Here is a 26,592-nt window from a genome sequence, read left to right on the forward strand (position 1 = left end):
GGCGGGACGACCGGGGCGGGGATCAGTTCCCCAGGCCCTCGGCCAGGTGTTCGAGTTGCTGGGTGCGTTGCTCGGTCAGCTCCGCAAGGCAGGAATAAATGAGCATCGGCTCCATCGAGCCGCCGCGCGCGAGGAAACCGGCAGCGGCGCAGGCCTTGTCGCGATAGGGAATCCAGGCGCGCTGGGCTTCCTTCAGCGTCTCGGCGGCGCCCTTGAGGTCGGCGGAAAGCTCGGCATCCATTTCGCGCATCGACTTCATCGCCGCCGAATAGGCGGTGTTGAGTTTTGCATCGGCGGCCTCCCACTCCTTCTCGGCGCAGTAGGTAAGCTCCATCTGGACGACGGCGTTCTCGCAGTCGATGTCCGGATTCTGCTGGGCGGTGGCGGTGGCGGCCGGCAGCAGCAGGGCGAGCAGGCCGGCGGAGGCGGTGAGGACGGCAAGACGGGTCACGAGGGGTCTCCCATGGTTGGTCAGAGCGTGCCCATCACCTTGCCATTGAAACCGTAGACAGCGCGATCCCCCACATAGGGCACGAGGGCGACCTTGCGCCTTTGTCCCGGCTCGAAGCGGATCGCCGTGCCGGCGGGAATGTCCAGCCGGTGGCCGCGCGCCGCCGCCCGGTCGAAGGCGAGCGCCGGATTGGTCTCGGCGAAATGATAGTGGGAGCCGACCTGGACCGGACGGTCGCCGGTGTTGGCGACCTCGATCTCCAGCACGCGGCGGCCGGCATTCAGCTCGATATCGCCCTCGGCGGGCATCAGTTCACCCGGGATCATCCGGCGCTCCTCCTGCTGTCAGCGAATCGGCTGGTGGACGGTGACGAGCTTGGTGCCGTCGGGAAAGGTCGCCTCGACCTGCACGTCGTGGATCATCTCGGCGATGCCGGGCATCACCTGGTCGCGGGTCAGCACCCGGCCGCCGGCGCTCATCAGCTCGGCGACGCTGCGCCCGTCGCGGGCCCCCTCGACGACGAAGTCGCTGATCAAGGCCACGGCCTCGGGATAGTTGAGCAGGACGCCGCGGGCGAGCCGGCGGCGGGCAACCTCCGCCGCCATGGCGATCAGCAGCTTGTCCTTTTCCCGCGGGGTCAGTTTCATGCGTCAGTCCTCATCTGGAGCCATCCGTCCGCTCAGCAATACCATGTCCGGGGCAGGGCCGAGCCGCGCCAGGCCTCCAGGAAGGAGACGAGGCCGGCGCGCAGGTCCTGGCCGCTGTCGGCGAGAAACCGGAAGACGAGAAGATCGGGAAGGGCGCTTACGCCGCCGCGCAGCCGCTCGCCGAGCAGGGGCGAAAGTGCCTCGCGGGCCCGCTCCAGCAGGCCGGGCGCCCCCTCGCGGCAGTCCACGAGCGTGGCGAAGGCACGGCTGCCGGCCGCTGTCGCCGAGCCGGAGAGAATGTCGGTGGCATCGCCCTGGATGCGGGCCTCGTCGGCGAAGACCAGCCGGCCCTCGCGGCGGATGCGCCAGCGGTCGCGGAAGCCGAGCGCGTGCACGTCCTCACCCATCGCCTCGCGCCCGAGCACGAGGCTCTCGATCGCCAGCAGCCGGGCGCCGGGGGCAAGGTCCACGGTGAGCGAGCGCTGCAGGGCGGCGCGGTCGAACAGGATGGTCTCCTGCGGCAGCCACTCCAGCACGGCGTGCTCTTCGGCGCGCAGGGCGCTGGCCACCTCTGCCGCGCCGTCGATGCTGCGATAGACGCGCTCGGCCGCCTGGGTGGTGAGAACCGCATGGGCGCGCGGGCCGGCGGTAGCGTCGAACTCGATCCGGTCGCCGCCGGTCAGGCCGCCGGCGGTGTTGAGGAAGACGGCGACCGGCGGGGTGCCGTGGGTCTTCGGCAGGCGGATCTTGGCCGAGCCGCTCTGGCCGAGCTCCTTCAGCCGGGTGGTCTCGCCCTGCCTGGCGAAGGAGACATGCGCATGCCCGCGCACCCGCTGCATCGCGGGGATCGGTGTGGCCGGGGCGGCGGGTTCGACAGTCATTCCGGTGTCCGGCCTCGCTCGAATACTGATGGGAATCCGGGGCTTGTGCCGGATCGGCTGAGAGCGGAACGACGGTCGCCGTCCCTTGCTGTCTCCAGCATAGCAAGAGAGGGGCCAGTCGGTTCGCTCCCGAAAGGCGCGACGTCGGCTTCGCCGGCGGGCCACCTAATTGCCGCAAACTTCGGCAATTGCCTGTCTGGCGGGCAGTTTGCGAAAGGGGGTGCCTGCGGGCACGCTTTGCATTCTGCCCTCAGGATCGGTTACATAGGGGGAGCATCGACGGACCGAAACTCCCGGCCGGGAGGGTCCGCCAACGCCGCAGGGTCGCCGCGGCGGCCGGACATGCGGAGGCTTTCTGACGTGCTGAAGATTACCGGATGCCATCTGGGCAGGCGCCTGTGCGGCCTTGCGGTTGCGGCCAGCCTTGCCGTTGCCTGCCTGCTGCAATCCGGCGAGAGCGCCCGGGCCGAGGTTGCCGCCTGGATCGTCGTCGACGCGGAGACAGGGGCGGTGCTCGACCACAAGGACGCGCTGCGCCAGTGGTATCCGGCCTCGATCACCAAGCTGATGACCGCCTATCTCGCCTTCAAGGCGGTGCGCGAGGGACGCGCGACGCTGGAGAGCGCGGTGGCGATCAGCGCCAATGCCCATGCGCAGCCGCCGAGCAAGATGGGCTTCAAGCCCGGCACCCAGCTGACGCTCGACAGCGCGCTGAAGATGCTGATCGTCAAGTCGGCGAACGACATCGCCGTTGCGGTCGGCGAATCGCTGGCCGGCTCCGAGCCCGCCTTCATCGAGATGATGAACGCCGAGGCGCGCCGGCTCGGCATGACTGCGACCCATTTCGTCAACCCGCACGGGCTGCCGGACAATCGACAGGTTTCCTCCGCGCGCGACCTTGCCGTGCTGGCGCGGGTGCTGTGGCAGGAATTCCCGCAATACCACGCCTATTACGGCCTGCCGGCGATCAAGGTCGGCAAGAAGACGCTGCGCTCGGCCAACCGCGAGTTCCTGGCGCGGGTGCGCGGCGCCAACGGCATGAAGACCGGCTATATCTGCAATTCCGGACTGAACGTGGTCGTCTCGGCGACGCGCGGCGGGCGCACCGTGCTGGCGGTGGTGCTGGGCGCGGCCTCGGGCGTGGAACGCGCTGCCAAGGCGCGGGTGCTGGTCGATGCCGGCTTTCGCCAGCGCTCCGGGCGCAACCTTTCCTCGATGACCGGCGTTGCCGGTGGCCCGCCGGCCGACGGCTACTGCAAGCGCAACACCAAGCCGACGGCCGAGGAACTGCTGGCCACCTACGGCACCGGCGGCCTGCGCGGCACCACGGCCCTGTCCTATGCCCAGCTCGACCCGTCGATCAACGGCGTGCGCCGGCCGATCGTCGGCGCGGCACCGCAGCAGGTGGTCTCGGGCGACGACGACGTGCCGACCCGCGACGACGGCAAGACCGACTGGGGCAAGGTGATGGACGAGATCATCGGTCCGCGGGCCCGCGTCGACCAGGCGGTGCAGGTCGGGCTCGGCGTGCCGACGGGCGGAGCGCCGGCGTCGGAGGCGAAGGTCGCGACGCTCGCCAATGTGCCGATGCCGAAGGAAAAGCCGGTCGCGGTGATGGGGGCGGGGTCGTCGGCCCTGCTGCCGGCCGCCACGACGCAGGCGCCGACCGGCGAGGCAAAGCCGGGTGCGATCTTCCGCGGCCAGCCGCTGGTGATCCTGCCTCGGCCCATCCCCAACCCCCGCCCGTAGCCCGGTGCGCCGTCCGCAAGGCGGCGTCCGCGAGAGGACAGCGACGTGACCGAGACCGACCAGACCGGCAAGCGCGCGCGCGGGCCGAAGCCGCCTATCCCGCTGACCGTCATCACCGGCTTTCTGGGCGCGGGCAAGACGACGCTGCTCAACAGCCTGCTGAAGGATCCGGCGCTTGCCGATGCGGCGGTGATCATCAACGAGTTCGGCGAGGTCGGCCTCGACCACCTGTTCGTCGAAGGCGGCGAGGAAGGCATCGTCCAGCTGTCTTCCGGCTGCCTGTGCTGCACCATTCGCGGCGACCTGGTGACGACGCTGGAGAACCTGCTGCGGCGCGTCGACAACGGCCGCACCGAGCGGCTGTCGCGGGTGGTGATCGAGACGACGGGGCTCGCCGATCCGGCTCCCGTGCTGCACACGGTGATGCAGCATCCCTATCTGGTGATGCGCTACCAGCTCGACGGGGTGGTGACCCTGGTCGACGCGGTCAACGGCCTTGCGACGCTCGACGCGCAGGAGGAGGCGGTGAAGCAGGTGGCGGTGGCCGACCGCATCGTGCTGACCAAGACCGACCTGGCGGAGGGCGTGGGTGCGCTCGATCCGGACAGTCCGCTGCGCCGGCGCATCGCCCGGCTCAACCCGGCGGCGCCGGTCATCATTGCGGCAAGCGGCGAGGCGAGCGCCGAGCGGCTGATCGGCACCGGGCTCTACGACCCGGCGACCAAGACGGCGGACGTGGCGCGCTGGCTGAACGAGGAAGCCTATCGCGACGGCCATGGTGGGCATTCGCATGGGCACACGCACGCGCATGACCATGGACACAGCCACGGTCATCACGACCACGATCATTCGCACGACGTGAACCGCCACGGCGATTCGATCCGCGCCTTCTCGCTGTCGACCGACCGGCCGATCCCGGCGGCGGCGCTGGAGATGTTTCTCGATCTCTTGCGCTCGGCGCATGGGCCGAAGCTGCTGCGGATGAAGGGCGTGGTGCAGATCGCCGAGGACCCGGACCGGCCCGTGGTGCTGCACGGGGTGCAGCACGTGTTCCACCCGCCGGCGACGCTGCCGGCCTGGCCGGACGACGACCATCGCAGCCGGCTGGTATTCATCACCCGCGACCTGCCGGAAGCCTTCGTGCGGAAGCTGTTCGACGCCTTCACCGGGCAGCCTGCGACCGACACGCCCGACGCGGCGGCGCTGTCGGATAACCCGCTGGCGATCCGCGGCTTCAGCGGCAGCTTCCGCTGATCAGTCTTTCGGCGGCTCGCGGCGCACGCGGATCAGGCCTTCCTGCGCGACGGAGGCGACCAACTGGCCGTCGCGGGAAAAGAGCGAGCCGCGGGTGAAGCCGCGCCCGCCCGAGGCCGACGGGCTGTCTTCCGCATAGAGCAGCCACTCGTCGGCGCGGAAGGGGCGATGGAACCACATGGCGTGGTCGAGACTTGCGACCTGGAGCTTCGGGTCGAACACGCTGGTGCCGTGGGCGAAGAGCGAGGTGTCGAGCAGCGTCATGTCCGAGGCATAGGCGAGCACGCAGGAATGGATGCGGGGGTCGTCCGGCAGGGCGGCGCTGGCCCGGACCCAGACGTTCTGCGAGGGCGTCAGCTTGCTGCGGCTGAAATAGTGGGTCATGTCGACCGGGCGCAGCTCGATGGGCCGGTCGCGCTCCCAGTAGCGGCGCACCGCCTCCGGCGCGTGGGCGAGGAACTTTTCCTTCAGCTCCGCCTCGCCGGGCAGGTCCTCGGGCATCGGCACGTCGGGCATGGTCGCCTGGTGATCGAGCCCGTCCTCGAAGGTCTGGAACGAGGCGGCCACGGAGAAGATCGGCTTGCCGTGCTGGATGGCGACGACCCGGCGGGTGGTGAAGCTGCCGCCGTCGCGAATGCGGTCGACCTCGTAGATGATCGGCACGGCCGGATCGCCGGGGCGCAGGAAATAGCCGTGCAGCGAGTGGACGCTGCGCTCCTGCGGCACGGTGCGCGAGGCGGCGACCAGCGCCTGGCCGATCACCTGGCCGCCGAAGACGCGCTGCCAGCCGACCTGCGGGCTCATGCCGCGGAAGAGATTGTGTTCCAGCGGCTCGAGATCGAGTATCGAGAGGAGGTCGTCGACGGCTGAGCGCATCCGGCACCTGTTCGCATGAACGGAAAGGGTGCGAGAGCCTTCGGGGCACGGGGCGGCAATGTCAAGGCTGACCCAGGGGCATATGCCCTGCGGGTCGCAAGGAACACGGGAGCGACAGGATGGGCATCCAGATGGACGAGCTCGACGTTCTGGTCGGCGGCGGCGGTTATGTCGGCCTTTCGCTGGCGGTGGCGCTGAAGCAGGCCGACCCCGGCCTCCGCGTCGCCGTGGTCGACATGCGCCCGCGCGAGGCGTTGTCGAAGGATCCGCGCGCCTCGGCGGTTGCGGCCGCGGCAAGCCGCATGCTCGACCGGCTCGGCGTGTGGTCGAAGATCGCGCCGCATGCCCAGCCGATGATGGAGATGATCGTCACCGATTCGCGCCTGCGCGATGCGGTGCGTCCGGTGTTCCTGACCTTCGACGGCGAGGTGGAACCGGGCGAACCCTTCGCCCATATGGTGCCGAACGGGCACATGGTGGCGGTGCTCGCCGACCGGGCCGAGGAACTGGGCGTGGAGCTGATCACGCCGGATGCGGTCTCCGGCTTCGCCAGCGGGCCCTCGGACGTGGAGATCCGCCTCGCCTCGGGCGCCGTGCGCAAGGCGAAGCTGCTGGTCGCCGCCGACGGCGTGCGCTCGAAGCTGCGCGATCTGGCCGGCATCGGCACGGTCCGCTGGGAATACGACCAGTCGGGCATCGTCACCACCGTTGCCCACGAGCGGCCGCATGAGGGCCGCGCCGAGGAGCACTTCCTGCCCTCCGGCCCCTTCGCCATCCTGCCGCTGACCGGCAACCGCTCGTCGCTGGTGTGGACCGAGCGGCGCAACGATGCCGAGCGGCTGGTGAAGGGCGACGATTTCACCTTCGAGCTGGAGCTGGAGCGGCGCTTCGGCCACCATCTCGGCAAGCTCTCGCTCGACGGGCCGCGATACGCGTTCCCGCTTGGCCTGACGCTGGCGCGCGCCTTCGTGCAGCCGCGGCTGGCGCTGGCAGGCGATGCCGCCCACGGCATACACCCGATCGCCGGGCAGGGCCTCAATCTCGGTTTCAAGGACGTTGCGGCGCTGGCCGAGGTGCTGGTGGAGGCACGCCGGCTCGGCGAGGATATCGGCGCGCTCGACGTGCTGGAGCGCTACGAGCGCTGGCGGCGCTTCGACACGTTCCGTATGGGGGTGGTGACCGACGTCTTGAACCGGCTCTTTTCGAACGATATGGATGTCGTGCGCGCGGTCCGCGACGTGGGCCTCGGCCTTGTCGACCGCATGCCTTCGCTGAAGCGCTTCTTCATTCGCCAGGCGGCGGGACTGGAAGGCCCGTCGCCGCGGCTGCTGACCGGCGAGGCGATCTGACGGTATCGGGCGAGGGGACTGGACGGGAGAAGGCCGGACGCATGGCCGGGTCACAGGCAGCCGAACATGTCCGGCCGCAACGCATCATCCTGATCACCGGCTGTTCCTCAGGGATCGGAGCCGCAGCCGCCCATACGCTGCGCGGTCGCGACTGGCGCGTCTTCGCGACGGCGCGCCGGCAGGAGGACGTGGACCGGCTGAAGGACGAGGGCTTCGAGAGCTTCCGCCTCGACTACCAGGACGAGGCGAGCATCAGCGCGGCCGCCGCGGAACTGTTCGAGCGGACCTCCGGGCGGCTCGATGCGCTGTTCAACAACGGGGCCTATGCCATTCCCGGCGCATTGGAGGACATCCCCTCCGATGCGCTGCGCGGGCTGTTCGAGGCGAATTTCTTCGGCTGGCACACGCTGACGCGGGCCGTGGTGCCGCATATGCGCCGGCAGGGCCACGGGCGCATCGTGCAATGCTCTTCGATCCTCGGCTTCATGGGCATGCCCTATCGCGGGGCCTACAATGCCTCGAAATTCGCGCTGGAAGGCTATAGCGACACGCTGCGGCTGGAGCTCGCCGGCACCGGCATCCGTGTCTCGCTGATCGAGCCGGGCCCGATCGCCACCCGCTTCACCCAGAACGCGATGGCGAATTTCGAGAAGGTTATCGGCGAGGAGGGGGCGGCCGCCTCGCCCCACCGGGAGATCTACGAGCGGCGCTTTGCCCGTATGCGGGCCGGTGAACCGTCGCTGTTCAAGCTGCCGGCCCGGGCGGTGGTCAAGCGCCTGGTCCATGCCGTGGAGGCGCCCCGGCCGCGTGCGCGCTACCGGGTGACCGTGCCGACCACCGTGATGGCCGGGCTGAAACGACTGCTGCCGACCCGCGGGTTCGACTGGGTTCTGTCGCGGGCGGCGCGATCCGAGGAATAGAGGCTGCCGGCACGAGCCGCGGCCGTCGCTGAGAAAGGACTACCCATGGCCGACTTCCTGCGCATGACCATTCCCTTCGCCGTCGGGGCGGTGGCGGTCGTGCTGCTGCTGGGCTTGTGGAACATGATGCGCGGCGGATCCTCGTCGCGCTCGCAGACCCTGATGCGTTGGCGCGTCGGGCTGCAGTTCCTCGCCGTGGTCATCGTGATGGTGGTGCTCTATCTGACGGGCACGCGGCCGTAAGGCGCTTTTCCGACAGACCGTTTCCAGAAAGGACGCGCCATGGTGGTGCTGAACAAGATCTACACGAAGACGGGCGATGCCGGCACCACGGCGCTGGCTTCCGGCGAACGGCGGCCGAAGCACGATCTCAGGGTCGAGGCCTACGGCACGGTCGACGAGACGAACGCGGTGGTCGGACTGGCGCGCCAGGCGGCGGCGGGCGCGCATCCCGAGCTCGACGCGGTGCTGGCGCGGATCCAGAACGATCTCTTCGATCTGGGAGCGGACCTTGCGACGCCCGAAAGCGACGAGCCGCCGGCCTATCCGCCGCTGCGCGTCACCGATGCGCAGGTCTCGGCCATCGAGGCGGCCATCGACCGGTTCAATGCGGACCTGTCGCCGCTGCGCTCCTTCGTGCTGCCGGGCGGCTCGCCGGCGGCGGCGCAGCTGCACCTTGCCCGCACCGTGTCGCGCCGCGCCGAGCGGCTGATGACGGAACTGGCCGCGCGCGAGACCGTCAGCCGGCCGGCGCTGGTCTACATGAACCGGCTGTCCGACTTCTTCTTCGTCGCCGCGCGCTGGGCGAACGACAAGGGTACCGCCGACGTGCTCTGGGTGCCGGGGCAGAACCGCTAGTCGAGCCCCGCGCCACTTGACGCAGGGCCTTGCCCGCCGGAAAGCTGCCCCAGACAACAGGACGCTTGGCCCCATGTTCATCCCGCTCTACGACCACAAGCCGCTGGTGCACGTGCGGCGGCAATTTGTCACATGGGGGCTGATCCTCGCCAATGTGGCGGTCTTCCTACTCGTGCAGCAGGGCGGGCTGTCCGAGCCGGCGATGCAGGCTTCGAGCCTTTCCTACGGGCTGATCCCGGCGGTGCTGTTCGACGTGCGCGACCTCGCTCCGCATCTGGCGGTGTTTCCGGAGCCGGCTGCGCTCGTGACCTATGCCTTCCTGCATGGCAGCTGGATGCATCTGGGCGGCAACATGCTGTTCCTCTGGGTTTTCGGCGACAATGTCGAGGATGCGATGGGTCATGTCCGCTTCCTTGTCTTCTACCTGCTGTGCGCAGCTGCCGCCGGCTACGGCCATGCGCTGACGGAGCCGGGATCGGTGGTGCCCCTGATCGGCGCCTCGGGCGCGGTGGCCGGGGTCATCGGCGCCTATCTGGTGCTGCATCCGAAGGTGCGGGTCTGGGTGCTGGCCTTCGGCCGGTTGCCGCTGCGCCTGCCGGCCTCCTGGGTGCTGGGCGCGTGGATCGCCTTCCAAGTGGCGATGGCCTTCGGCTTCGGCGACCACCAGGTGGCCTGGTGGGCGCATGTCGTCGGCGCGCTCGCCGGGGCCCTGCTGGTTGTGCCGCTGCGTCGGCGCGGCGTGCCGCTGTTCGACAGAGGCTTGTAGCCGGGGATGCGCAAGGGAGCATGCCGGTTCTGCGGCAGTCCGCTTCCCTTACGTGGCGTTGACAGCCATCGAGCGCGTCAGTACGGTCCCGGCCCGACGACAAGGAACCTGCGGAATGCTGCGGTTCCCGGGCGTCCTGAGGCGTTGCGGATACGAAAGGCGACCGGCGGCGGAAACTAGCGGTCGCGTGAGCGGGAGGTTGAAAAACCCATGAAAATCCTTGTGCCCGTGAAGCGGGTGATCGACTACAACGTCAAGGTGCGTGTGAAGGCCGATGGCACGGGCGTCGACCTGGCCAACGTGAAGATGTCGATGAACCCGTTCGACGAGATCGCCGTCGAGGAAGCGATCCGTCTGCGCGAGGCCGGCAAGGCCGAGGAGATCATCGTGGTCTCGGTCGGTCCGCAGCAGGCGCAGGAGACGCTGCGCACGGGTCTGGCCATGGGCGCCGACCGCGGCATCCTGGTCAAGACCGACGCCACCACCGAACCGCTCGCCGTCGCCAAGATCCTGAAGAAGGTGGTCGAGGAGGAGCAGCCCGGCCTCGTCATCCTCGGCAAGCAGGCCATCGACGACGACTGCAACCAGACCGGACAGATGCTCGCCGCGCTGCTCGGCTGGAGCCAGGGCACCTTCGCCTCGAAAGTGGATCTCGGCGAGGGTACGGTCGACGTGACCCGCGAGGTCGACGGCGGCCTGCAGACGGTGAAGCTGAAGCTGCCGGCCATCGTCACGACGGACCTGCGCCTCAACGAGCCGCGCTACGCCTCGCTGCCGAACATCATGAAGGCGAAGAAGAAGCCGATCGACGAGAAGTCCCCTGAGGACTACGGCGTCGACGTGGCTCCGCGCCTCGAAGTGCTGAAGACCGTCGAGCCGCCGGCACGCCAGGCCGGCGTCAAGGTGGCCGACGTTGCCGAGCTTGTCGCCAAGCTCAAGAACGAAGCCGGCGTGCTTTGATCGGACCGACAGGGAGACACTGAAGATGACCATCCTTCTTGTTGCCGAACACAGCAACGATGCCGTGAACGACGCCACCCACAAGGCGATGACCGCCGCAGCCGCCATGGGCGGCGACGTGCATGTGCTGGTCGCCGGCAAGGGCGCGCGCGCTGCCGCCGAGCAGGCCGCCAAGATCGCCGGTGCCGCCAAGGTGCTGCTCGCCGACGGCGACGGCCTTGCCCAGCAGCTGGCCGAGCCGATGTCGGAGCTGATCGTCTCGCTGGCCGACGGCTACGACGCGATCGTCGCGCCGGCCACCGCCAACGGCAAGAACATCCTGCCGCGCGTCGCCGCGCTGCTCGACGTGATGCAGCTTTCCGACGTGACCGCCGTGATCGACGGGGCGACCTTCGAGCGCCCGATCTATGCCGGCAACGCCATCCAGACGGTGAAGTCGAACGATCCCAAGAAGGTCGTGACAGTGCGGACGGCAAGCTTCGCTGCCGCCGAGGAGACCGGCTCGGCCTCGATCGAGGAGATCTCGGCGACGCAGTCCGACCTCTCCAGCTTCGTCGGCCAGGAGCTGTCGAAGTCCGACCGTCCGGAGCTGACCTCGGCCAAGGTGATCATCTCCGGCGGCCGCGCGCTCGGCTCCAAGGAGAAGTTCGAGGAGGTGATGCTGCCGGTCGCCGATGCCCTGGGCGCCGCCGTCGGCGCCTCGCGCGCGGCGGTCGATGCGGGCTACGCGCCGAACGACTGGCAGGTCGGCCAGACCGGTAAGGTCGTTGCGCCGGACCTCTACATCGCCTGCGGCATTTCGGGCGCCATCCAGCATCTTGCCGGCATGAAGGACAGCAAGGTGATCGTGGCGATCAACAAGGACGAGGAAGCGCCGATCTTCCAGGTCGCCGACTACGGCCTCGTCGCGGACCTGTTCGAGGTGCTGCCGCAGTTCAAGGCTGCCGTCGAGGCCGCCAAGGGCTGAGACTGCGCGCGCTGCGGCGCGCCCCGGACGCTTTCGAAGGGCCCGCCATGCGCGGGCCCTTTCCTGTTTCTGGCCTGTTTCTGGCCCGTTGCAGGGCCGTTGCGGGCGGTGGGCCGATGCGGGCCGCAGCGCCCTTGCGAAAAAGCGCAGGCGGGTCCTTGCGGCGGGCTCGCGAAGTTGCCATGAATAGCCCCTCACTTTCCCGGCGTGCGCCGACACGGCAGCACCGAAACGAAATCGGAACGGACGATGGTGGTCGAGATCAAGAAAGTCGGCGTGATCGGCTCGGGCCAGATGGGCAGCGGCATTGCCCATGTCTGCGCCGTGGCCGGCTTCGAGGTGCAGCTCAACGATATTTCCCGGGACCGGATCCAATCGGGCCTGGCTTCGATCAACGGCAACATGGCCCGTCAAGTCTCCAAGGGCCAGCTGAGCGAGGAGGAGCGCACCGCCGCCCTGTCCCGCATCGTCGCGGCCGAGAGCATGGACGAGCTCGGCGAGGTCGACCTCATCATCGAGTCCGCCGTCGAGAACGAGCAGATCAAGCGCAAGATCTTCAGCCAGCTGTGTCCGCTGCTGAAGCCCGAGGCGATCCTCGCCACCAACACCTCGTCGATCTCGATCACCCGCCTGGCAGCGACCACCGACCGGCCGGAGCGTTTCATCGGCATCCACTTCATGAACCCGGTTCCCCTGATGGAGCTGGTGGAGCTGGTGCGCGGCATCGCCACGGAGGACGAGACCTTCGAGGCGGCGCGGGTGTTCACCCGCAAGCTCGGCAAGACCATCGCCGTCGCCGAGGATTTCCCGGCCTTCATGGTCAACCGCATCCTGCTGCCGATGATCAACGAGGCGATCTACACGCTCTACGAGGGCGTCGGCTCGGTGGAGGCCATCGACACGGCGATGAAGCTCGGCGCCAACCATCCGATGGGGCCGCTGCAGCTGGCCGATTTCATCGGCCTCGACACCTGCCTGTCGATCATGCAGGTGCTGTATGAGGGCCTTGCCGACACCAAGTATCGCCCGTGCCCGCTGCTGGTGAAGTATGTCGAGGCCGGCTGGCTCGGTCGCAAGACCCAGCGCGGCTTCTACGACTACCGCGGCGACGTGCCGGTTCCCACCCGCTGAAGGCGGGCGGGAACCCGCCGCCTGAAACGGGCGGGTTAACCTGTCGTTAACGCTGATCGTGCGAGGGATGGGGAAGGCTCGAACCAGGAGGCTCCCATGTCCAGTGTTGCCGCCACCATGGTGGGCATGTCGCAGGCGCAGACGCAGAACCAGCTTGCCGCGACCTTCATGAAGCAGAATGCCGATGCCACGGCCGCTCTCGCCGCCATGCTGGAGCAGAATGCCGACCTTGCCGCCTCCGCGGCCAAGGCTCCGACGCCGGCGGGCGTGGGCGGCAAGCTCGACGTCACCGCCTGATCTTTCGCTCAAGACCTATCGGAAACATCAAGCGCCGGACGCAACCGCCCGGCGCTTTTGTCGTTCTGTTTTCCTCGGCCCCGACTTCTTCAGCTGCCCGAACCGCTTGACGCGGTCTTGCGCTGGGCGGCGATCGCCGCGCGCACCAGGGCCTTGGCGTCTTCCGAGGCCCATTCGGCCGGCCCCATCAGCGCGCCGATCTCGCAGCCCTTGCCGTCGACCAGCAGGGTCGTCGGCAGGCCCGGCGCCCGGCCGCGCGCGCGCACGTCCTGGAAGATCTTCATGCTGGGATCGGCATAGAAGGCAAGATTGGAAACGCCGATCTCCTTCAGGAAGGCGCGCGGCTTTTCCTCGCCGGTCTGGTCGACGCTGACGGCGACCACCTCGAAATCGTCGCTGCCAAGCTCCGCCTGCAACTGGTCCAGCGCCGGCATCTCCTTGCGGCAAGGCGCGCACCAGGTGGCCCAGAGATTGACCAGCACGACCCTGTCGCGGAAGTCGGCGAGGGTGAGGGGCGTGCCGGCATCGTTGCTGAAGGCAAGGTCGGAGAGTTGCGAGGGCGCCTTCGCGGGAAGGAAGGCCGCCACCTCGCCGCGGGCGAGTGGAGCGATCTCGGCAGCAAGGGTGGCTGCGGCGCTGCAGGCGCCGGCCTGCTGCCGGTTGCCATCGGCCCCGCCGATCACGTATATCCCCGCCAGTCCTGCCATCAGGGCCACGGCGGCAATCCCGACGAGGAGCGTGCGCCGGGGAGGCCTGGTTCCGTTGGTCATCGATCCATTACCCGTTCCTTAGGGGCGCCAGAAAGGCACGTTCATGAGCAATCGCATGTGGGGAGGCCGGTTCTCGGATGGGCCGGACGCCATCATGGAGGAGATCAACGCCTCCATCGACTACGATCGCAAGCTCTACCGGCAGGATATAGAGGGTTCGAAGGCTCATGTCCGCATGCTTGCGGCGCGCGAAATTGTCGCCGCCGACGATGCCGAGAAGATCGCTCACGGTCTAGACACGATCCGGTCAGAGATCGAGGCGGGAGATTTCACCTTCTCGCGCGCGCTCGAAGACATCCACATGAACATCGAGGCACGGCTGGCCGAGCTGATCGGCCCGACCGCCGGCCGCCTGCACACGGCGCGCTCGCGCAACGATCAGGTCGCCACCGATTTCCGCATCTGGGTGCGCGACACGCTCGACACGCTCGACGAGCAGCTGACCGAGCTCCTGCAGGCGCTCAGCGAGCGTGCGCTCGCCCATGCCGGCGACGTCATGCCGGGCTTCACCCACCTGCAGTCGGCCCAGCCGGTGACCTTCGGCCACCACCTGATGGCCTATGTGGAGATGTTCGCCCGCGACCGCTCGCGCATGCGCGATGCCCGCAAGCGGATGAACGAGTGCCCGCTCGGCTCGGCCGCGCTGGCCGGCACGTCCTTCCCCATCGACCGGGAGATGACGGCAACAGCGCTCGGCTTCGACCGGCCGACGGCCAATTCGCTCGACGCGGTGTCCGACCGCGACTTCATCATCGAGGCGCTGGGAGCGGCGTCGATCTGTGCCATGCACCTGTCGCGCCTCGCCGAGGAGATCGTGATCTGGTGCTCGGCGCAGTTCGCCTTCGTCACCCTGTCCGACCGCTTCTCGACCGGCTCCTCGATCATGCCGCAGAAGAAGAACCCGGACGCGGCCGAGCTGGTGCGCGCCAAGACGGGCCGCATCTACGGTTCGCTGACGGCGCTGCTGGTGATGATGAAAGGTCTGCCGCTGGCCTATTCGAAGGACATGCAGGAAGACAAGGAACAGGCCTTCGACGGGTTGCCGAGCCTGTCGCTGGCGCTGGCCGCGATGACCGGCATGGTCCGCGACCTGACCGCCAACACCAAGACGATGAAGGCGGCCGCCGGCTCGGGCTATTCGACCGCGACGGATCTGGCCGACTGGCTGGTGCGGGTGATCGGCATGCCGTTCCGCGAGGCGCATCACGTCACCGGGCGCGCCGTCGGCCTTGCCGTGGAGCGCGGGGTGCAGCTGCACCGGCTGCCGCTGGAAGACCTGCAGGCGATCGAGCCGCGCATCACCGAGGACATCTTCACCGTGCTGTCGGTCGACAAGTCGGTGCGCTCGCGCACCAGCTATGGCGGCACGGCACCGGCCAACGTGCGCAAGCAGGCCAAGCGCTGGCTGAAGGCGCTGGAGCGCGAGGCGGCGAGGCGCTGACAGCCCGCTGCCCTCGGCAGCGGCGGGGCCCAGGGTCCTGACCCTGGGGGCTTGCGGCGGACGCCGCCGCATGCGAGGAAACGGCAGGGGCCGGCCATGCCGGCCGCTTCGGACGGGCTTTTCAACGGGAGCGGCGCTCAGAAATGGCGAAAGCTGGCATGTCTCGGGTCCTGAATGGCGGCGTGCTCATCGCGGCCGTGCTGGCGCTGACGCTCGCCGGCTGCGGCCGTCGGGGCGCGCTCGACCGCCCGGGCGACGTCGATCCCGCGCTTGCAGCACCGGGCGAGCCGGCTCCCGCCGCCGCACCCGCGCCGGCGAAACCGGACCGGCCCTTCGTTCTCGACAGCATCATCTGAGCCGTCGCGGGTTTCCGCCGGCTGAAGGGGCGGTTCCCCCGCCCGCACCCACGGTCAGGATACGGCCTTGCACCACTTCCACTATGTCGATGACCGGCTCTTCGCCGAGGACGTCCCGCTGGAGACGATCGCCGCCGAGGTCGGAACCCCGTTCTACTGCTATTCCACCGCGACGCTGGAGCGGCACTACAAGGTGTTCAAGGAAGCCTTTGCCGGCATCCCGACGCTCGTCTGCTACGCGATGAAGGCGAATTCCAACCAGGCCGTGCTGTCGACGCTGGCGCGGCTCGGTGCGGGCATGGACGTGGTCTCGGAAGGCGAGTTGCGGCGCGCGCGGGCGGCCGGCGTGCCCGGCAAGCGCATCATGTTCTCCGGCGTCGGCAAGACCGCGCAGGAGCAGGCCTACGCGCTCGACGAAGACATCCTGTGCTTCAATGTGGAGAGCGAACCGGAGCTGGTGCAGCTGTCGCAGATCGCCACGCAGAAGGGCAAGACCGCCCGCGTCTCGGTCCGCATCAATCCGGACGTCGATGCGCGCACCCACGCCAAGATCGCAACCGGAAAGGCCGAGAACAAGTTCGGCATTCCTTGGGGCCGGGCGCGCGAGGTCTATGCCCATGCGGCGGCCCTGCCGGGCATCCAGGTGTCGGGCATCGACATGCATATCGGCTCGCAGATCACCGAACTGGAGCCGTTCGACGCGGCTTTTTCGCGGCTCGGCGGGTTGATCGCGGACCTGCGCTCCGACGGCCACAGCATCGATCATGTCGATCTCGGCGGCGGTCTCGGCATTCCCTACCATGACAACAACGAGCCGCCCCCGCATCCGGAGGCCTATGCCCAGGTCGTGCGCCGGCATGTCGAGCATCTCGACTGCAAGGTGATCTTCGAGCCGGGACGAATGATCGCCGGCAATGCCGGCATCCTCGTCACCCGGGTCATCTACGTGAAGCAGGGCGCGGCCAAGACCTTCGTCGTCGTCGACGCGGCGATGAACGACCTGATCCGCCCGACGCTCTACGAAGCCTATCACGAGATCCGGCCGGTGGTGCGCCCGGCGCCCGACCATCCGCGCATCAAGGCGGACGTGGTCGGTCCCGTGTGCGAGACCGGCGACTATCTCGGCCAGGATCGCGACATGCCGGCCGTCGAGCCGGGCGACCTGCTCGCCGTGCATTCGGCAGGCGCCTATGGCGCGGTGCAGGCGTGCACCTACAACAGCCGCCTGCTGGTTCCCGAGGTGCTGGTGAAGGAGGGACGCCACGCGGTGGTGCGTCCGCGCCCGACCTACGAGGAGCTGCTTGGGCTCGACCGGCTGCCGTCCTGGCTCCACGAGGACTGAGTCGGGGCGATAGCCAACGCGAGGGAAACGGCCGGCCGGTCACCTTTGCCCGGCCCGGCCTTGCCAAAGCGGGCAAAACGCCCCACCCTTCCTGAGTGCGGGGGGCGTGTGACCCAAGGGTCGGGCCGCGGAGGCAGACAGTGACAGACGCGAGGAAACCTGCCGGCTCCGGGCAAGGGGCCGGGGGAGACGCCGCCCGGCCGGGCAGCGGCGTGGCTGCCGCGCGGGCGCGCCTGGAGCGCGCGATCCTGCAAACGCGCCTATCACTTCTTTGGGAGCAGGCCTGGCCGCTCCTGCAATCCGTCCTTATCACCCTTGCCCTTTATGTCGGCCTATCCTGGCTCGGCCTGTGGTCGCTGCTGCCCAGCTGGCTGTCGGTGATCGCGGCGCTCGGCTTCCTCGCCCTGGCCGTGCGGGCGGCGCTGCCTCTCCTTCGCCTGCGCCTGCCCGGCCGGGCGGAGGCGCTGTCGCGCATCGAGCGGGTGTCCGGTCTCAGCCACCGGCCGCTGGCGACGCTGGACGACCGGCTGTTCGAGGGCAGCGAGAGCGCCGAGACGCGGGCGATGTGGGACGTGCATCGCCGGCGCGCCAGCGCGGCGCTTGCCAGCGTGCGCACGGACCTGCCGAGCCCGCAGGCCTTCCGCCGCGATCCCTTCGCCTTGCGCGTGCTGGCGGTGATGCTGCTGCTGGTCGGCTATTTCGTCGCCGAGGGCAGCCATCTGTCGCGCCTGTCGCCCGTCGCGGGGGCGGGGCCGCAGGTCGCCGCAATTCCCGCCCGCATCGATGCCTGGATCACGCCGCCGGTCTATACGGGCCGCGCGCCGGTGTTCCTGACCGGGGCGACGGCGGAGCTGCGCGAGCCCGGCAAGGCGATCAGCGTGCCGGAGGGCAGCGAGGTGATCGTCCGCGCACAGGGCGTCGACGATCTTGCGGTGCTGCTGGTCTCGCCCGAGGGCACCGTGAACCTGGCCGAGCCGCCTGCGGGCGAGACGGGCGAGGGCGAAGTTGCGGCGCCGCGCGTGGCCGCAAACACCACGGGCGACGGGCTGCGCAGCCGGCTGGAGGCGTCCGCGGCGCTTGAGATTCGCGACGGCGACACGGTGCTGCATGCCTGGCAAGTGGCGGTGGAGCCGGACGAGGCCCCGACCATCCGCCTGCTCGACGACCCGGAAGAGCAGCTGAGCGGGGCGCTCAAGCTGACCTATCTGATGCAGGACGATTACGGCATCGTCGGCGCGCGTGCCGACATCCGCCCGGCACAGCGCCTCAACCAGGACAGCGGTGCAGCGATCCGCCCGCTGGTCGAGGCGCCGAGCTTTCCCCTGTCGCCGGCGGCCGGCGAGCGGCGCACCGGAACCGGCGAGACGATCCGCGACCTGACGAGCCACCCCTGGGCGGGATCCGAGGTCGAACTGGTGCTGAGCGTCACCGATCACGCCGGGCAGACCGGCTATTCGCAGCCGCATCGCTTCACCCTTCCGCAGCGCCGCTTCGCCAAGCCGCTGGCCCGGGCCGTGGTCGAGCAGCGCCGGGAGCTGGCGCTCGATGCCAATTCCCAGGTGCGCGTGCTGGATGCGATGGACGGCCTGATGCTGGCGCCGGACGTGTTCGGCGAGAAGGTGAGGACCTATCTCGGCATGCGCTTCGCCCGCGGGCAGCTTGTCGCCGCGCAGTCGGACGACGAGTTGCGCGAGGTGGTCGACCTGTTGTGGGAGCTGGCGCTGAACATCGAGGACGGCGATCTGTCGGCGGCCGAGCGGGCGCTGCGCGATGCGCAGGAGGCCTTGCGCCGCGCGCTGGAGGACGGGGCCTCCGATGAGGAGATCGCCCGGCTGACCGAGGAGCTGCGCCAGGCGCTTAACGAGTACATGCAGGCCCTGGCCGAGCAGATGCGGCAGAACCCGCAGGCCATGCAGCCGATGGACCCGAATGCGCAGAACCTGCGGCCGCAGGATCTCGACGAGATGTTGTCGCGGATTGAGGAACTGGCGCGCAACGGCTCGCGCGATGCGGCCCGCGAACTGCTCGCGCAGATGCAGCGGATGCTGGAGAACCTGCAGGCGGGCCGTCCGCAGCAGATGCCCGACGGCATGACCCAGGAGATGATGCAGGCGCTCAACGAGCTCGGCCAGATGATCCAGCGGCAGCAGGAGCTGATGGACCAGACCAACCGGTTCGACCAGGACCAGCGCCAGCAGCAGGGACAACAAGGTCAGCAAGGCCAGCAGGGGCAACAGGGCCCGCAGCAGGGGCAGATGACGCCGGAAGAGCTGGCCGAGGCCCTGCGGCAGTTGCAGGAAGGACAGGGCCAGCTCGGCGAGCGGCTGCAGCAGCTGCTCGACCAGATGGCGCGCAACGGCATGCCCTCCAACGAGGAGCTGGGCCGGGCCGGCGAGGAGATGGGCAATGCCCGCGACAGCCTCGGCCAGGGCCAGCCGGGCGATGCCGTCGGCCAGCAAGGCAATGCGCTCGACGCGCTGCGCCGCGGGGCGCAGGGCATGGCTGAGCAGATGTTCGGCCAGGGACAGGGGCAGGGCGAGGGGCCGGGGATGGCCGGTCGCCAGGGCAGTCCGATGGACGAGGACCCGCTGGGGCGGCCTCGCCGCACGGAAGGGCCCGACTTCGGCGACCGGGTGCGCGTGCCGGACGAGATCGACGTGCAGCGCGCACGCCGCATCCTGGAAGAGCTGCGCCGGCGCTTCTCGGACCCGAGCCGGCCGATGTTGGAGCTTGACTATCTGGAGCGGCTGCTGCGCCGGTATTGATGCGTGCAGCGCCTGCCGGGCGCGCACATGCGATTTCGGGCTCGCGCGGAACACGCGCGGGCCCGTTGCAATTCAGGCTATCGATGTCGGGAAAGGGACGAAGCGCGGCCCAGCGCCGCCACGCGGTCAGGCGTAGCGGCGGGTTTCCTCGCGGCAGATGCCGAGCAGGGCATCGCTGACCGCCCGGCGAATCTCGGCGAGCGAGAAGGGCTTGGTCACCACGTCGTGGATCAGCGCGTCGAGCCCGTTGGCGCGCTCGCGCTGGTCGGCGAAACCGGTCATCAAGAGGATCGGGATTTCTGGATGGTCGCGCGCGGCGATCAGGGCGAAGGCAATGCCGTCCATCACCGGCATCTTGATGTCCGACAGGATGAGGTCGAACGCGCCCTTTTCCTTCGCCAGCGTTTCGGCTGCCGCCGCGCCGTCTTCCTGGGCGATGACGGCATGACCGTCGAGCTCCAGCGCGCGCTTGACGAAGCTGCGAACGGCGTCGTCGTCTTCGGCGATCAGAATGCGGGCCATGTCCCTCTCCGTTCTTCAAGCATCGGCGCTAGGCCGGGGCGTCCTGGACGACGTGACCGATGAACGGGAGCTGGCGCCACTTGTGGCCCATGTCCATCCCGTAACCGACCACGAACTTGTCGGGACACTCGAACCCGACATAATCCGCAGAAATGGCGGTTTTGCGGCGCATCGGCTTGTCGAGCAAGGCGGCGATGCGCACTGAGCCTGCGCCACGCTCGATGAGTCGGTCTCGCGCAAAAGCCAGCGTGCGCCCGCTTTCCAGTATGTCATCCACGAGAATCACATCCCGGCCGGCCACATCGCTCTCCACATCGCGCAGGACGCGGATTTCCCTTGACTCCGTGCCGGAGCCATAACTGGACAGATGGATAAACTCCATCTCGGGGGCAAGACCCGCCCGGTGCATGGCGCGCACGAGGTCGGCGACGAACATGAAGCTGCCCTTCAGCACGGCGACGACCAGCAGTCGCTGCGGCCGGGACGCCGCGATCTCGCGGGCGATCTCTTCGACCCGGACCGCGATGGCCGCCTCGTCGTAAAGGGTGCGGATGTCGACGCTGTCGTTCATTTCAGCCTGGCCTGCCGTTGTTCGCGCTCCACGAAGCGCACCTGGATATCGGCCGCCAGGTCGGGCGGAGCCGACAGGCGGGTGCGAAACCGCGTCGTGCCACCGACATCGAGCCGGCGCAAGCGCGGTTCCATGGTCCAGGCGTAGATTTCCTGCGCATCCTCGCTGCGCAGGGCCAGGCGGATGGCGGGCACGGGCATCGGCTGCTTCTCGACATTGGCGATCGTGCCCTCGATCACCAGAACGATCGAGCCGTCCTCGATCTCCCGGAAGGTGCGCAGGTCGCGAAACTCGAGGCCGCGCAGGTTGACGTGAAGACCCGCCAGCTGGAACAGGCCCGCAAGATCGGGCATGCGCGCCACGATGGGCGTGCGGAAGGTCACGGCCAGCGCGCACAGGGCAACGGCACCGAAGAACATCATCATGCCGACCACCCGGCGCGGGCGCACGCGGCGCGCCTGCTGGCCCGCTGCGGACAGGACCCGCCGCAGGATCGGCTCGCTGGAGCGCGGCTTCACAAGGATCTTCGGCTTGCGGGCGAGGCTTTCGATATCGACCGTCTTGGCAGCCGCGGTCTCGGCTTCGCCGGCAGCCATGGCATCGGCCGCTACCGGCAGGGAGGAGGGCGCGCTGCTCGAGGCCGCGTCCTCGCCGGCAAGGCCGTCGGCGTCATCCGCCGACGTCTCGTCCGCATCGAGCATGGAGGAGAAGACGTCTTCGTCCTCTGCCGCTGTGCCGGCCTCGCCGTCGTCCTGCTCGTCGTCGTTTTCGTCGGCGGCGGACAGGGCGGCTTCCCATTCGTCGGCAGGGTCGATGCTGCCCGCCTCGCCGGCTTCGGCCATCGCCGCGCCCCTGGCGCGCACAGTCTCTCCCTCCGCCGCGTCGGCACGGCCGGGCAGTTCCGTCTCGATGGAGGCGGTGTCCGGGGTAGGGAGAGCGTACCAGCGGGTGCCGCAGCGCGCGCATTTCACGTCGCGGCCTTCCGGCCCGAGAGCCGCAGGGCTGACCCGATAGGCGGTTGCGCAATCCGGACAGGTTATCTTCATTGTGGAAGCGGCCTCGTCTTGCCCACAAATACCGGCCGGAAAGGCATGGTCGACATCCGGTGAAGCCGGTTCGCGAGACGGACAGTGTCGGCCCGAGACCGTAAACACGCCGCAAACGGCGAGACGATGTTTTGCCCCGCCGGACGCTTGCCGGAGTTTTCGACCCCATGACGCCCGGATATCGTTAATGAAGCGTTAATGCCAAAGCGATAGTGTCCGGCCAACGTGTTAACGAGAGGTTTCCGTGATCCGATTCGAAAATGTCGGTCTGCGCTACGGCATGGGGCCGGAAGTCCTGCGCGACCTGACCTTCGAGATCAGGCCGCAGTCGTTCCAGTTCCTCACCGGGCCGTCCGGTGCGGGCAAGACCAGCCTGATGCGCCTGCTGTTCCTGTCGCTGACGCCGACACGCGGGTTGATCCGCGCCTTCGGCAAGGACACATCGGCGCTGAAGAAGAGCCAGATCCCGGCGCTGCGCCGGCGCATCGGCATCGTGTTCCAGGACTTTCGCCTGCTGGAGCACCTGACGACCTACGAGAATGTCGCCCTGCCGTTGCGCGTCATCGGCCAGGAAGAGAGCCAGTATCGCTCCGACGTGGTGGAACTGCTGAAATGGGTGGGGCTGGGCGAGCGCATGCATGTGCTGCCGCCGGTCCTTTCCGGCGGCGAGAAGCAGCGCGCGGCCATCGCGAGGGCGCTGATCACCCGGCCGGAACTGCTTCTGGCGGACGAGCCGACGGGCAATGTCGATCCGCCGCTGGCGCGGCGCCTGCTGCGCCTGTTCATCGAGCTGAACCGGCTCGGCACCTCCGTGGTGATCGCCACCCACGACCTCGCCCTGATGGAGCAGGTGGACGCGCGGCGCATGGAACTGGGCGAAGGACGGTTGCAGATCCATGACTGACGACCACAGGACACCAACGGCAGGCCAGGGCGCCGGCGCCGGGGAAGGGCGCCGTTCCCGCCCGTCCGGCAGCCGTCCGGCGGTCTCCCGCCGCCCCAAGGCCGGCGCGAAAACCCGCAAGCGCGGCACGCCGGACGAGTTGCGTCCCTCCGCGCCGATCGTTCCACCGCAGGCGGTTGCCGGGCGTGCACTGACGCTGGTGGTGGCGATCATGAGCTTCCTCGCCTGCCTGACGGTGGGCGGGGTGACCATCATCCACGAGGCGGCAAGTGCCTGGTCGAACGACCTGCTGCGCGAGGTGACGATCCAGATCCGCCCGGCGGAAGGGGTCGACATGCTGCGCGAGATCGAGAAGGCGACGGCGGCGGCCAGGGCGCAGGCCGGTGTCGGAACGGTTCGGGCTCTCTCCGACCAGGAAACGCGGGAGCTGCTGCAACCCTGGCTGGGCGCGGGGCTGGAGCTGGAGAGCCTGCCGGTGCCGCGCCTGATCCAGGTGCAGGTGTCGGATCCGTCCGCCTTCGATCTCGCCGGCTTGCGCGCGGTGATCAGTGCGGAGGTGAGCCGGGCCAGCGTCGACGATCACAGCCTGTGGACCAGCCGGCTGGCAGCCATGGCCAATGCGGTGGTGCTGGGCGGCATCGCCGTGCTGCTGCTGGTGCTCGGCTCGATGGTCCTGTCCGTCGTCTTCGCGACGCGGGCGGCGATGGCCGGCAATCGCGACGTGGTCGAGGTGCTGCATTTCGTAGGCGCCGAGGACAGTTTCGTCGCCCGCGAGTTCCAGCGCCACTTCCTGCTGCTGGGCCTGCAGGGCGGACTTGCCGGCGGGGTCGCCGCCATTCTCGTCTTCCTCGTCCTCGGCTTCCTGGCCGACGAGCGCACCGGCCTGCAGGGCCTTGCGCGCTCCATGGACATGTTCGGCGGGGTGTCGGTGGGCGTCGGCGGCTATCTCGGCGTGCTGGCCATCATCTTCCTCGTCACGGTGCTGACCGCGGCGACCTCGCGACTTGCGGTGCGCGCCCATTTGAGGCGGATCGAGTAGGGCGGGCCTTCGCCACGAGCCGTATCCGGACACGAAAAAGCCCCGGCCGTCTGGCCGGGGCTTTTCTTTTGGAGGGAACGGCGTGCGTGCGGCGCCGCGCCGGACCCTTGTCCAAATTCGGCGTCTTACTCGGCGCTCTGGCTGGCAGCGGCGGCCTGATCGGCTTCCTTCGCGGCCTTGGCGGCGGCGATGTCGGCCTTGATCTCGTCGTTCAGACGACGGGCGCGAACATTGGTCGCCTCGACGATACGGGCGGACTTGCCGCGACGGCCGCGCAGGTAATAGAGCTTGGCGCGACGGACCTTACCGCGGCGCACGACCTCGACGCCCTCCAGCATCGGCGAGAAGATCGGGAACACGCGCTCCACGCCTTCGCCGTAGGAGATCTTGCGGACGGTGAAGCTCTCGTTGATGCCGCCGCCGGAGCGGGCGATGCACACGCCCTCATAGGCCTGGGTACGGGTCCGGTTGCCTTCCGTCACGCGCACGTTCACGCGGATCGTGTCGCCGGGAGAGAAGCTCGGCAGCTTGCGCTGGGCTTCGACCTTCGCCATTTCCTCGGCGTTGAGCTGTTCGATGATGTTCATGGCACTACCTTTTGGTTCGTGTCGGTCAGAGCGTCCGCTGACGGTCGAGCCGTAGGGGCGAGTTCACCGCGTTTTTGGCCTGGCCGGACGCATCCGGCCGCGGAATTCGGTTCGAGGCATCCCGCTTGCGAGAGACCGGTCGCTTGCGCCCGATAGCAGGGCAAAGGCAAAAGACAAACGGCACGGCTCGCGCCAGCAGGCGCCCGAGTGGCCGCTGTCTAGCGCAACTTGCCGCGTTTGTCATGCCCTTTTGCGCCCGTTCGGCGCAGAAACCTGCGCTTCAGCTGTCCGTGAAGCGTTGCCACAGGTCGGGCCGGCGCTCGCGGGTCAGCCGCTCGGCCTCCTCGCGCCGCCAGCGATCGATGCGGGCATGGTCGCCGGAGGTGAGGACCTCGGGGATGGTGCGCCCCTCGAACTCGCGCGGCCGCGTGTAATGCGGATGCTCCAACAGGCCGGTCTCGAAGCTCTCCAGCGCGCCGCTCTCGGCATTGCCCATGACACCGGGCAACAGGCGGACGACCGCGTCGAGCAGGACCATGGCGGCGAGCTCGCCGCCGGACAGGATGTAGTCGCCGATCGACACCTCCTCGAGGTCCCGCGCCTCGATCACCCGCTGGTCGATGCCCTCGAACCGGCCGCAGACGATCACCGCGCCCGGCCCCTGCGCCAGGTCGCGGATCCGCGCCTGGTCGAGCGGACGGCCGCGCGGGCTCATCAACAGGCGCGGCCTCGTGTCGTCGGCAGGGCTTGCCGCATCGATGGCAAGGGCCAGGATATCGGCGCGCAGGACCATGCCCGCGCCGCCCCCGGCCGGGGTGTCGTCGACGGAGCGGTGGCGATCGGTCGCATGGTCGCGGATCTGGTGAAGCGCCAACTCCCAGTCGCCGCGCTCCAGCGCCCGCCCGGCCAGCGATGTGCCGAGAGGACCAGGGAACATCTCGGGATAAAGGCTGAGGATCGACGCCCGGAACGTCATCGCATACTCCCTGAATCGGCAGGCCGTCGGCCTTTTGGATCACTCTCGCAACCCCCGCTTAAGGCTTTCCCGTGTAGCAAGGAAGGCCCGATCCCCGGAGATCTTCATGTTGCAGCCGGTTGCCCGCCTTGCCGAACTCGTCCGCGCCCTGGTGCAGCGGCACTATCTCGACCTGTCGGCGGCCCGCGTCTGGCCGCTCTGCGTCCTCGTCGCCTACGGGATCGTCGCCGGCTTCATCTACAATCCGGGGATGGATCATCCTTTCGACAAGCTGCAGCACCTCGTCTTCTTCGGCCTGCTGACGCTGTCGATCCACGCCTTCTTCTGCTGCCGCTTGCGCATCTCCGCCGGGATCGCCGCAGCGCTTGGCCTGACGGCGGAACTCGTTCAGGCGCTGGTGCCCAACCGCGAGTTCTCGCTGGGCGACATCGCGGCCAACATGCTCGGCGTGACGCTGGTGGTCGCGGCGATCATGCTGTTGCGTCTCGAGGTGCGGGCCGCCCTTTCCGGCGGAGCCTCCGTCCCGGAAGAAGACGAGGCCACCGATGCGGCGCAGGCTCAGCCGGCCGCGCCGTCGTCCGGGCGCTCGCGTCCGTCCTGATCGGCTTCGTCGTCCGTGCTCTCCGGCACCACGACGGTCACCTTGCCGGCGGCCAGATCGATCTCCGGCACCGCCTCGCGGGTGAAGGGGACGTAGAAGGACGATGCTCCTTCCGGGCGGATCTCCACCAGCGTGCCGGCGCCGAAATCGGGGAGGGCGATGATCTTGCCGATGGCCGTGCCGTCCGGCGATACGGCTTCGAGGCCGAGCAGATCGGTGTGGTAGAACTCGTCCTCGTCGTCCAGCTCGGGCAGGGCACCGCGCGGGATGTAGAGGTCGACGCCGTTCAGCGCCTCGGCGGCATTGCGATCGTCGATGCCTTCGAAGCGGGTGACGACCATCGCCTTCTGCAGGCGCGCGGACTTGACCACCAGCCGGCGCTTGCCGTCGGCGGTTTCCAGCGGACCGTAATCGCAGAAGGACAGGGGATCGTCGCCGAAAGGCTTGACGCGGACCTCGCCGCGCACGCCGTGCGCGGCGCCGATGCGGGCAATGAGAATGCGATCCTCGCTCACGCGGCAGTGCTCCTGACGGGAGAGGCGGGGCGGCAGTCCCCGATACGTGTC

Annotated in this window: 30 protein-coding genes; 18 read left to right on the top strand and 12 right to left on the bottom strand. The window is 68.8% G+C overall.

The features are described 5' to 3' along the window. Positions 1–22 precede the first annotated feature (22 nt). Genes MNI96_RS07900 through MNI96_RS07915 form a run of 4 tightly spaced genes read right to left on the bottom strand, consistent with a single transcriptional unit; the run spans position 23 to position 1,979 of the window. Entirely contained in the window at positions 23–451 is a 429-nt protein-coding gene (locus MNI96_RS07900; protein ID WP_502960313.1) for a lysozyme inhibitor LprI family protein, read from the bottom strand. Positions 452–471: 20 nt separating this feature from the next. After that, positions 472–777, bottom strand: a complete 306-nt coding sequence (locus tag MNI96_RS07905; protein ID WP_158194081.1) for an urease subunit beta — start codon at positions 775–777, stop codon at positions 472–474. Between the two features lie 18 nt (positions 778–795). Further along, positions 796–1,098, bottom strand: coding sequence for an urease subunit gamma (locus tag MNI96_RS07910; RefSeq protein ID WP_249691906.1), 303 nt, complete (start codon positions 1,096–1,098; stop codon positions 796–798). 32 nt (positions 1,099–1,130) lie between these two features. Next, positions 1,131–1,979 (bottom strand): urease accessory protein UreD, encoded by an 849-nt coding sequence (locus tag MNI96_RS07915; RefSeq protein WP_249691908.1) that lies wholly within the window; start codon positions 1,977–1,979, stop codon positions 1,131–1,133. A gap of 342 nt (positions 1,980–2,321) precedes the next feature. Between MNI96_RS07915 and MNI96_RS07920 the strand changes: the two genes are divergently transcribed. Together MNI96_RS07920 and MNI96_RS07925 are read left to right on the top strand one after the other, a co-directional pair. Then, positions 2,322–3,728 carry a D-alanyl-D-alanine carboxypeptidase family protein gene (locus MNI96_RS07920; RefSeq protein ID WP_249691910.1) on the top strand — a complete coding sequence of 469 codons (1,407 nt, stop codon included), beginning with the start codon at positions 2,322–2,324 and terminating at the stop codon, positions 3,726–3,728. A gap of 45 nt (positions 3,729–3,773) precedes the next feature. Then, on the top strand, positions 3,774–4,982 hold the full coding sequence (locus MNI96_RS07925) for a CobW family GTP-binding protein (RefSeq protein ID WP_249691912.1): 1,209 nt from the start codon (positions 3,774–3,776) through the stop codon (positions 4,980–4,982). Here the strand turns inward: MNI96_RS07925 and tesB are convergent, their stop codons facing one another. Next, positions 4,983–5,858: an acyl-CoA thioesterase II gene (gene tesB / locus MNI96_RS07930; RefSeq protein WP_249691914.1), complete on the bottom strand. Its 876-nt coding sequence runs from the start codon at positions 5,856–5,858 to the stop codon at positions 4,983–4,985. It lies immediately after the preceding gene. A 119-nt stretch (positions 5,859–5,977) separates the two neighbouring features. Between tesB and MNI96_RS07935 the strand changes: the two genes are divergently transcribed. The 9 genes from MNI96_RS07935 (at position 5,978) to MNI96_RS07975 (ending at position 13,106) form a co-directional block, all read left to right on the top strand. Beyond that, the gene (locus MNI96_RS07935; protein ID WP_249691915.1) at positions 5,978–7,207 is read left to right on the top strand and encodes a ubiquinone biosynthesis hydroxylase; all 1,230 of its coding nucleotides are present in this window, start codon (positions 5,978–5,980) and stop codon (positions 7,205–7,207) included. 41 nt (positions 7,208–7,248) lie between these two features. After that, entirely contained in the window at positions 7,249–8,127 is an 879-nt protein-coding gene (locus MNI96_RS07940) for an SDR family oxidoreductase (RefSeq protein WP_249691917.1), read from the top strand. 45 nt (positions 8,128–8,172) lie between these two features. After that, the gene (locus tag MNI96_RS07945) at positions 8,173–8,370 is read left to right on the top strand and encodes a twin transmembrane helix small protein (protein ID WP_249691918.1); all 198 of its coding nucleotides are present in this window, start codon (positions 8,173–8,175) and stop codon (positions 8,368–8,370) included. 39 nt (positions 8,371–8,409) lie between these two features. Further along, positions 8,410–8,985, top strand: a complete 576-nt coding sequence (locus MNI96_RS07950; RefSeq protein WP_249691919.1) for a cob(I)yrinic acid a,c-diamide adenosyltransferase — start codon at positions 8,410–8,412, stop codon at positions 8,983–8,985. A gap of 73 nt (positions 8,986–9,058) precedes the next feature. Beyond that, the gene (locus MNI96_RS07955; protein ID WP_249691920.1) at positions 9,059–9,751 is read left to right on the top strand and encodes a rhomboid family intramembrane serine protease; all 693 of its coding nucleotides are present in this window, start codon (positions 9,059–9,061) and stop codon (positions 9,749–9,751) included. A gap of 210 nt (positions 9,752–9,961) precedes the next feature. Next, positions 9,962–10,711 carry an electron transfer flavoprotein subunit beta/FixA family protein gene (locus MNI96_RS07960; protein ID WP_158194071.1) on the top strand — a complete coding sequence of 250 codons (750 nt, stop codon included), beginning with the start codon at positions 9,962–9,964 and terminating at the stop codon, positions 10,709–10,711. 25 nt (positions 10,712–10,736) lie between these two features. Continuing rightward, entirely contained in the window at positions 10,737–11,678 is a 942-nt protein-coding gene (locus MNI96_RS07965) for an electron transfer flavoprotein subunit alpha/FixB family protein (RefSeq protein WP_249691921.1), read from the top strand. A gap of 249 nt (positions 11,679–11,927) precedes the next feature. Continuing rightward, on the top strand, positions 11,928–12,809 hold the full coding sequence (locus MNI96_RS07970) for a 3-hydroxybutyryl-CoA dehydrogenase (protein ID WP_249691922.1): 882 nt from the start codon (positions 11,928–11,930) through the stop codon (positions 12,807–12,809). 96 nt (positions 12,810–12,905) lie between these two features. Beyond that, positions 12,906–13,106: a hypothetical protein gene (locus MNI96_RS07975; protein WP_158194068.1), complete on the top strand. Its 201-nt coding sequence runs from the start codon at positions 12,906–12,908 to the stop codon at positions 13,104–13,106. An 89-nt stretch (positions 13,107–13,195) separates the two neighbouring features. Here the strand turns inward: MNI96_RS07975 and tlpA are convergent, their stop codons facing one another. After that, positions 13,196–13,876: a thiol:disulfide interchange protein TlpA gene (tlpA, locus tag MNI96_RS07980; RefSeq protein WP_249691923.1), complete on the bottom strand. Its 681-nt coding sequence runs from the start codon at positions 13,874–13,876 to the stop codon at positions 13,196–13,198. Positions 13,877–13,919: 43 nt separating this feature from the next. Between tlpA and argH the strand changes: the two genes are divergently transcribed. The 4 genes from argH (at position 13,920) to MNI96_RS08000 (ending at position 19,780) form a co-directional block, all read left to right on the top strand. Further along, positions 13,920–15,317: an argininosuccinate lyase gene (gene argH, locus MNI96_RS07985; protein WP_249691924.1), complete on the top strand. Its 1,398-nt coding sequence runs from the start codon at positions 13,920–13,922 to the stop codon at positions 15,315–15,317. Between the two features lie 158 nt (positions 15,318–15,475). Further along, complete coding sequence (gene lptM, locus MNI96_RS07990) at positions 15,476–15,673, top strand: LPS translocon maturation chaperone LptM (RefSeq protein ID WP_249691926.1); 198 nt, start codon at positions 15,476–15,478, stop codon at positions 15,671–15,673. 67 nt (positions 15,674–15,740) lie between these two features. After that, positions 15,741–17,015, top strand: coding sequence for a diaminopimelate decarboxylase (gene lysA, locus MNI96_RS07995; protein WP_249691937.1), 1,275 nt, complete (start codon positions 15,741–15,743; stop codon positions 17,013–17,015). A gap of 140 nt (positions 17,016–17,155) precedes the next feature. After that, positions 17,156–19,780 (top strand): TIGR02302 family protein, encoded by a 2,625-nt coding sequence (locus MNI96_RS08000; RefSeq protein ID WP_249691939.1) that lies wholly within the window; start codon positions 17,156–17,158, stop codon positions 19,778–19,780. A 126-nt stretch (positions 19,781–19,906) separates the two neighbouring features. On the opposite strand, the gene MNI96_RS08005 is transcribed toward MNI96_RS08000, so the two are convergent. The 3 genes from MNI96_RS08005 to MNI96_RS08015 are packed head-to-tail and all read right to left on the bottom strand — an operon-like array spanning position 19,907 to position 21,919. After that, on the bottom strand, positions 19,907–20,302 hold the full coding sequence (locus MNI96_RS08005; protein WP_158194063.1) for a response regulator: 396 nt from the start codon (positions 20,300–20,302) through the stop codon (positions 19,907–19,909). A 28-nt stretch (positions 20,303–20,330) separates the two neighbouring features. Further along, a complete protein-coding gene (gene hpt, locus MNI96_RS08010) occupies positions 20,331–20,873 on the bottom strand; it encodes a hypoxanthine phosphoribosyltransferase (protein WP_249691941.1) in 543 nt (180 codons plus the stop codon). After that, positions 20,870–21,919 (bottom strand): MJ0042-type zinc finger domain-containing protein, encoded by a 1,050-nt coding sequence (locus MNI96_RS08015; RefSeq protein ID WP_249691943.1) that lies wholly within the window; start codon positions 21,917–21,919, stop codon positions 20,870–20,872. Before MNI96_RS08015 ends, hpt begins: the two co-directional genes overlap by 4 nt. A 244-nt stretch (positions 21,920–22,163) precedes the next feature. Between MNI96_RS08015 and ftsE the strand changes: the two genes are divergently transcribed. Further along, complete coding sequence (gene ftsE / locus MNI96_RS08020) at positions 22,164–22,823, top strand: cell division ATP-binding protein FtsE (protein WP_067224277.1); 660 nt, start codon at positions 22,164–22,166, stop codon at positions 22,821–22,823. Then, entirely contained in the window at positions 22,816–23,862 is a 1,047-nt protein-coding gene (locus MNI96_RS08025) for a cell division protein FtsX (protein ID WP_249691945.1), read from the top strand. The genes ftsE and MNI96_RS08025 overlap by 8 nt, the downstream gene beginning before the upstream one ends. 125 nt (positions 23,863–23,987) lie before the next feature. On the opposite strand, the gene rplS is transcribed toward MNI96_RS08025, so the two are convergent. Both rplS and trmD read right to left on the bottom strand, forming a co-directional pair. Next, complete coding sequence (rplS, locus tag MNI96_RS08030) at positions 23,988–24,449, bottom strand: 50S ribosomal protein L19 (RefSeq protein WP_249691947.1); 462 nt, start codon at positions 24,447–24,449, stop codon at positions 23,988–23,990. Between the two features lie 280 nt (positions 24,450–24,729). Then, entirely contained in the window at positions 24,730–25,425 is a 696-nt protein-coding gene (gene trmD, locus MNI96_RS08035; protein ID WP_249691949.1) for a tRNA (guanosine(37)-N1)-methyltransferase TrmD, read from the bottom strand. A 106-nt stretch (positions 25,426–25,531) separates the two neighbouring features. Here trmD and MNI96_RS08040 point away from each other — a divergent pair, with 106 nt between their 5' ends. Continuing rightward, positions 25,532–26,026: a VanZ family protein gene (locus MNI96_RS08040; RefSeq protein WP_249691951.1), complete on the top strand. Its 495-nt coding sequence runs from the start codon at positions 25,532–25,534 to the stop codon at positions 26,024–26,026. Here the strand turns inward: MNI96_RS08040 and rimM are convergent. Then, entirely contained in the window at positions 25,984–26,541 is a 558-nt protein-coding gene (gene rimM / locus MNI96_RS08045) for a ribosome maturation factor RimM (RefSeq protein ID WP_249691953.1), read from the bottom strand. The genes MNI96_RS08040 and rimM overlap by 43 nt on opposite strands. Between the last annotated feature and the right edge of the window lie 51 nt (positions 26,542–26,592).

This window comes from Stappia sp. WLB 29 (genome assembly GCF_023507705.1).
Taxonomy (GTDB): Bacteria; Pseudomonadota; Alphaproteobacteria; order Rhizobiales; family Stappiaceae; genus Stappia.

Bases quoted from the DNA above. Each gene is read 5' to 3' on its own strand.
- MNI96_RS07910 (WP_249691906.1), bottom strand. From the start codon at position 1,098: ATGAAACTGACCCCGCGGGAAAAGGACAAGCTGCTGATCGCCATGGCG.
- MNI96_RS08005 (WP_158194063.1), bottom strand. From the start codon at position 20,302: ATGGCCCGCATTCTGATCGCCGAAGACGACGACGCCGTTCGCAGCTTC.
- MNI96_RS07955 (WP_249691920.1), top strand. From the start codon at position 9,059: ATGTTCATCCCGCTCTACGACCACAAGCCGCTGGTGCACGTGCGGCGG.
- MNI96_RS08015 (WP_249691943.1), bottom strand. From the start codon at position 21,919: ATGAAGATAACCTGTCCGGATTGCGCAACCGCCTATCGGGTCAGCCCT.
- MNI96_RS07960 (WP_158194071.1), top strand. From the start codon at position 9,962: ATGAAAATCCTTGTGCCCGTGAAGCGGGTGATCGACTACAACGTCAAG.
- MNI96_RS07905 (WP_158194081.1), bottom strand. From the start codon at position 777: ATGATCCCGGGTGAACTGATGCCCGCCGAGGGCGATATCGAGCTGAAT.
- MNI96_RS07965 (WP_249691921.1), top strand. From the start codon at position 10,737: ATGACCATCCTTCTTGTTGCCGAACACAGCAACGATGCCGTGAACGAC.
- MNI96_RS07970 (WP_249691922.1), top strand. From the start codon at position 11,928: ATGGTGGTCGAGATCAAGAAAGTCGGCGTGATCGGCTCGGGCCAGATG.
- MNI96_RS07975 (WP_158194068.1), top strand. From the start codon at position 12,906: ATGTCCAGTGTTGCCGCCACCATGGTGGGCATGTCGCAGGCGCAGACG.
- tlpA (WP_249691923.1), bottom strand. From the start codon at position 13,876: ATGACCAACGGAACCAGGCCTCCCCGGCGCACGCTCCTCGTCGGGATT.
- MNI96_RS08025 (WP_249691945.1), top strand. From the start codon at position 22,816: ATGACTGACGACCACAGGACACCAACGGCAGGCCAGGGCGCCGGCGCC.
- rplS (WP_249691947.1), bottom strand. From the start codon at position 24,449: ATGAACATCATCGAACAGCTCAACGCCGAGGAAATGGCGAAGGTCGAA.
- lptM (WP_249691926.1), top strand. From the start codon at position 15,476: ATGTCTCGGGTCCTGAATGGCGGCGTGCTCATCGCGGCCGTGCTGGCG.
- argH (WP_249691924.1), top strand. From the start codon at position 13,920: ATGAGCAATCGCATGTGGGGAGGCCGGTTCTCGGATGGGCCGGACGCC.
- hpt (WP_249691941.1), bottom strand. From the start codon at position 20,873: ATGAACGACAGCGTCGACATCCGCACCCTTTACGACGAGGCGGCCATC.
- MNI96_RS07950 (WP_249691919.1), top strand. From the start codon at position 8,410: ATGGTGGTGCTGAACAAGATCTACACGAAGACGGGCGATGCCGGCACC.
- MNI96_RS07935 (WP_249691915.1), top strand. From the start codon at position 5,978: ATGGGCATCCAGATGGACGAGCTCGACGTTCTGGTCGGCGGCGGCGGT.
- MNI96_RS07915 (WP_249691908.1), bottom strand. From the start codon at position 1,979: ATGACTGTCGAACCCGCCGCCCCGGCCACACCGATCCCCGCGATGCAG.
- MNI96_RS08040 (WP_249691951.1), top strand. From the start codon at position 25,532: ATGTTGCAGCCGGTTGCCCGCCTTGCCGAACTCGTCCGCGCCCTGGTG.
- MNI96_RS07940 (WP_249691917.1), top strand. From the start codon at position 7,249: ATGGCCGGGTCACAGGCAGCCGAACATGTCCGGCCGCAACGCATCATC.
- tesB (WP_249691914.1), bottom strand. From the start codon at position 5,858: ATGCGCTCAGCCGTCGACGACCTCCTCTCGATACTCGATCTCGAGCCG.
- trmD (WP_249691949.1), bottom strand. From the start codon at position 25,425: ATGACGTTCCGGGCGTCGATCCTCAGCCTTTATCCCGAGATGTTCCCT.
- MNI96_RS07920 (WP_249691910.1), top strand. From the start codon at position 2,322: ATGCGGAGGCTTTCTGACGTGCTGAAGATTACCGGATGCCATCTGGGC.
- MNI96_RS07945 (WP_249691918.1), top strand. From the start codon at position 8,173: ATGGCCGACTTCCTGCGCATGACCATTCCCTTCGCCGTCGGGGCGGTG.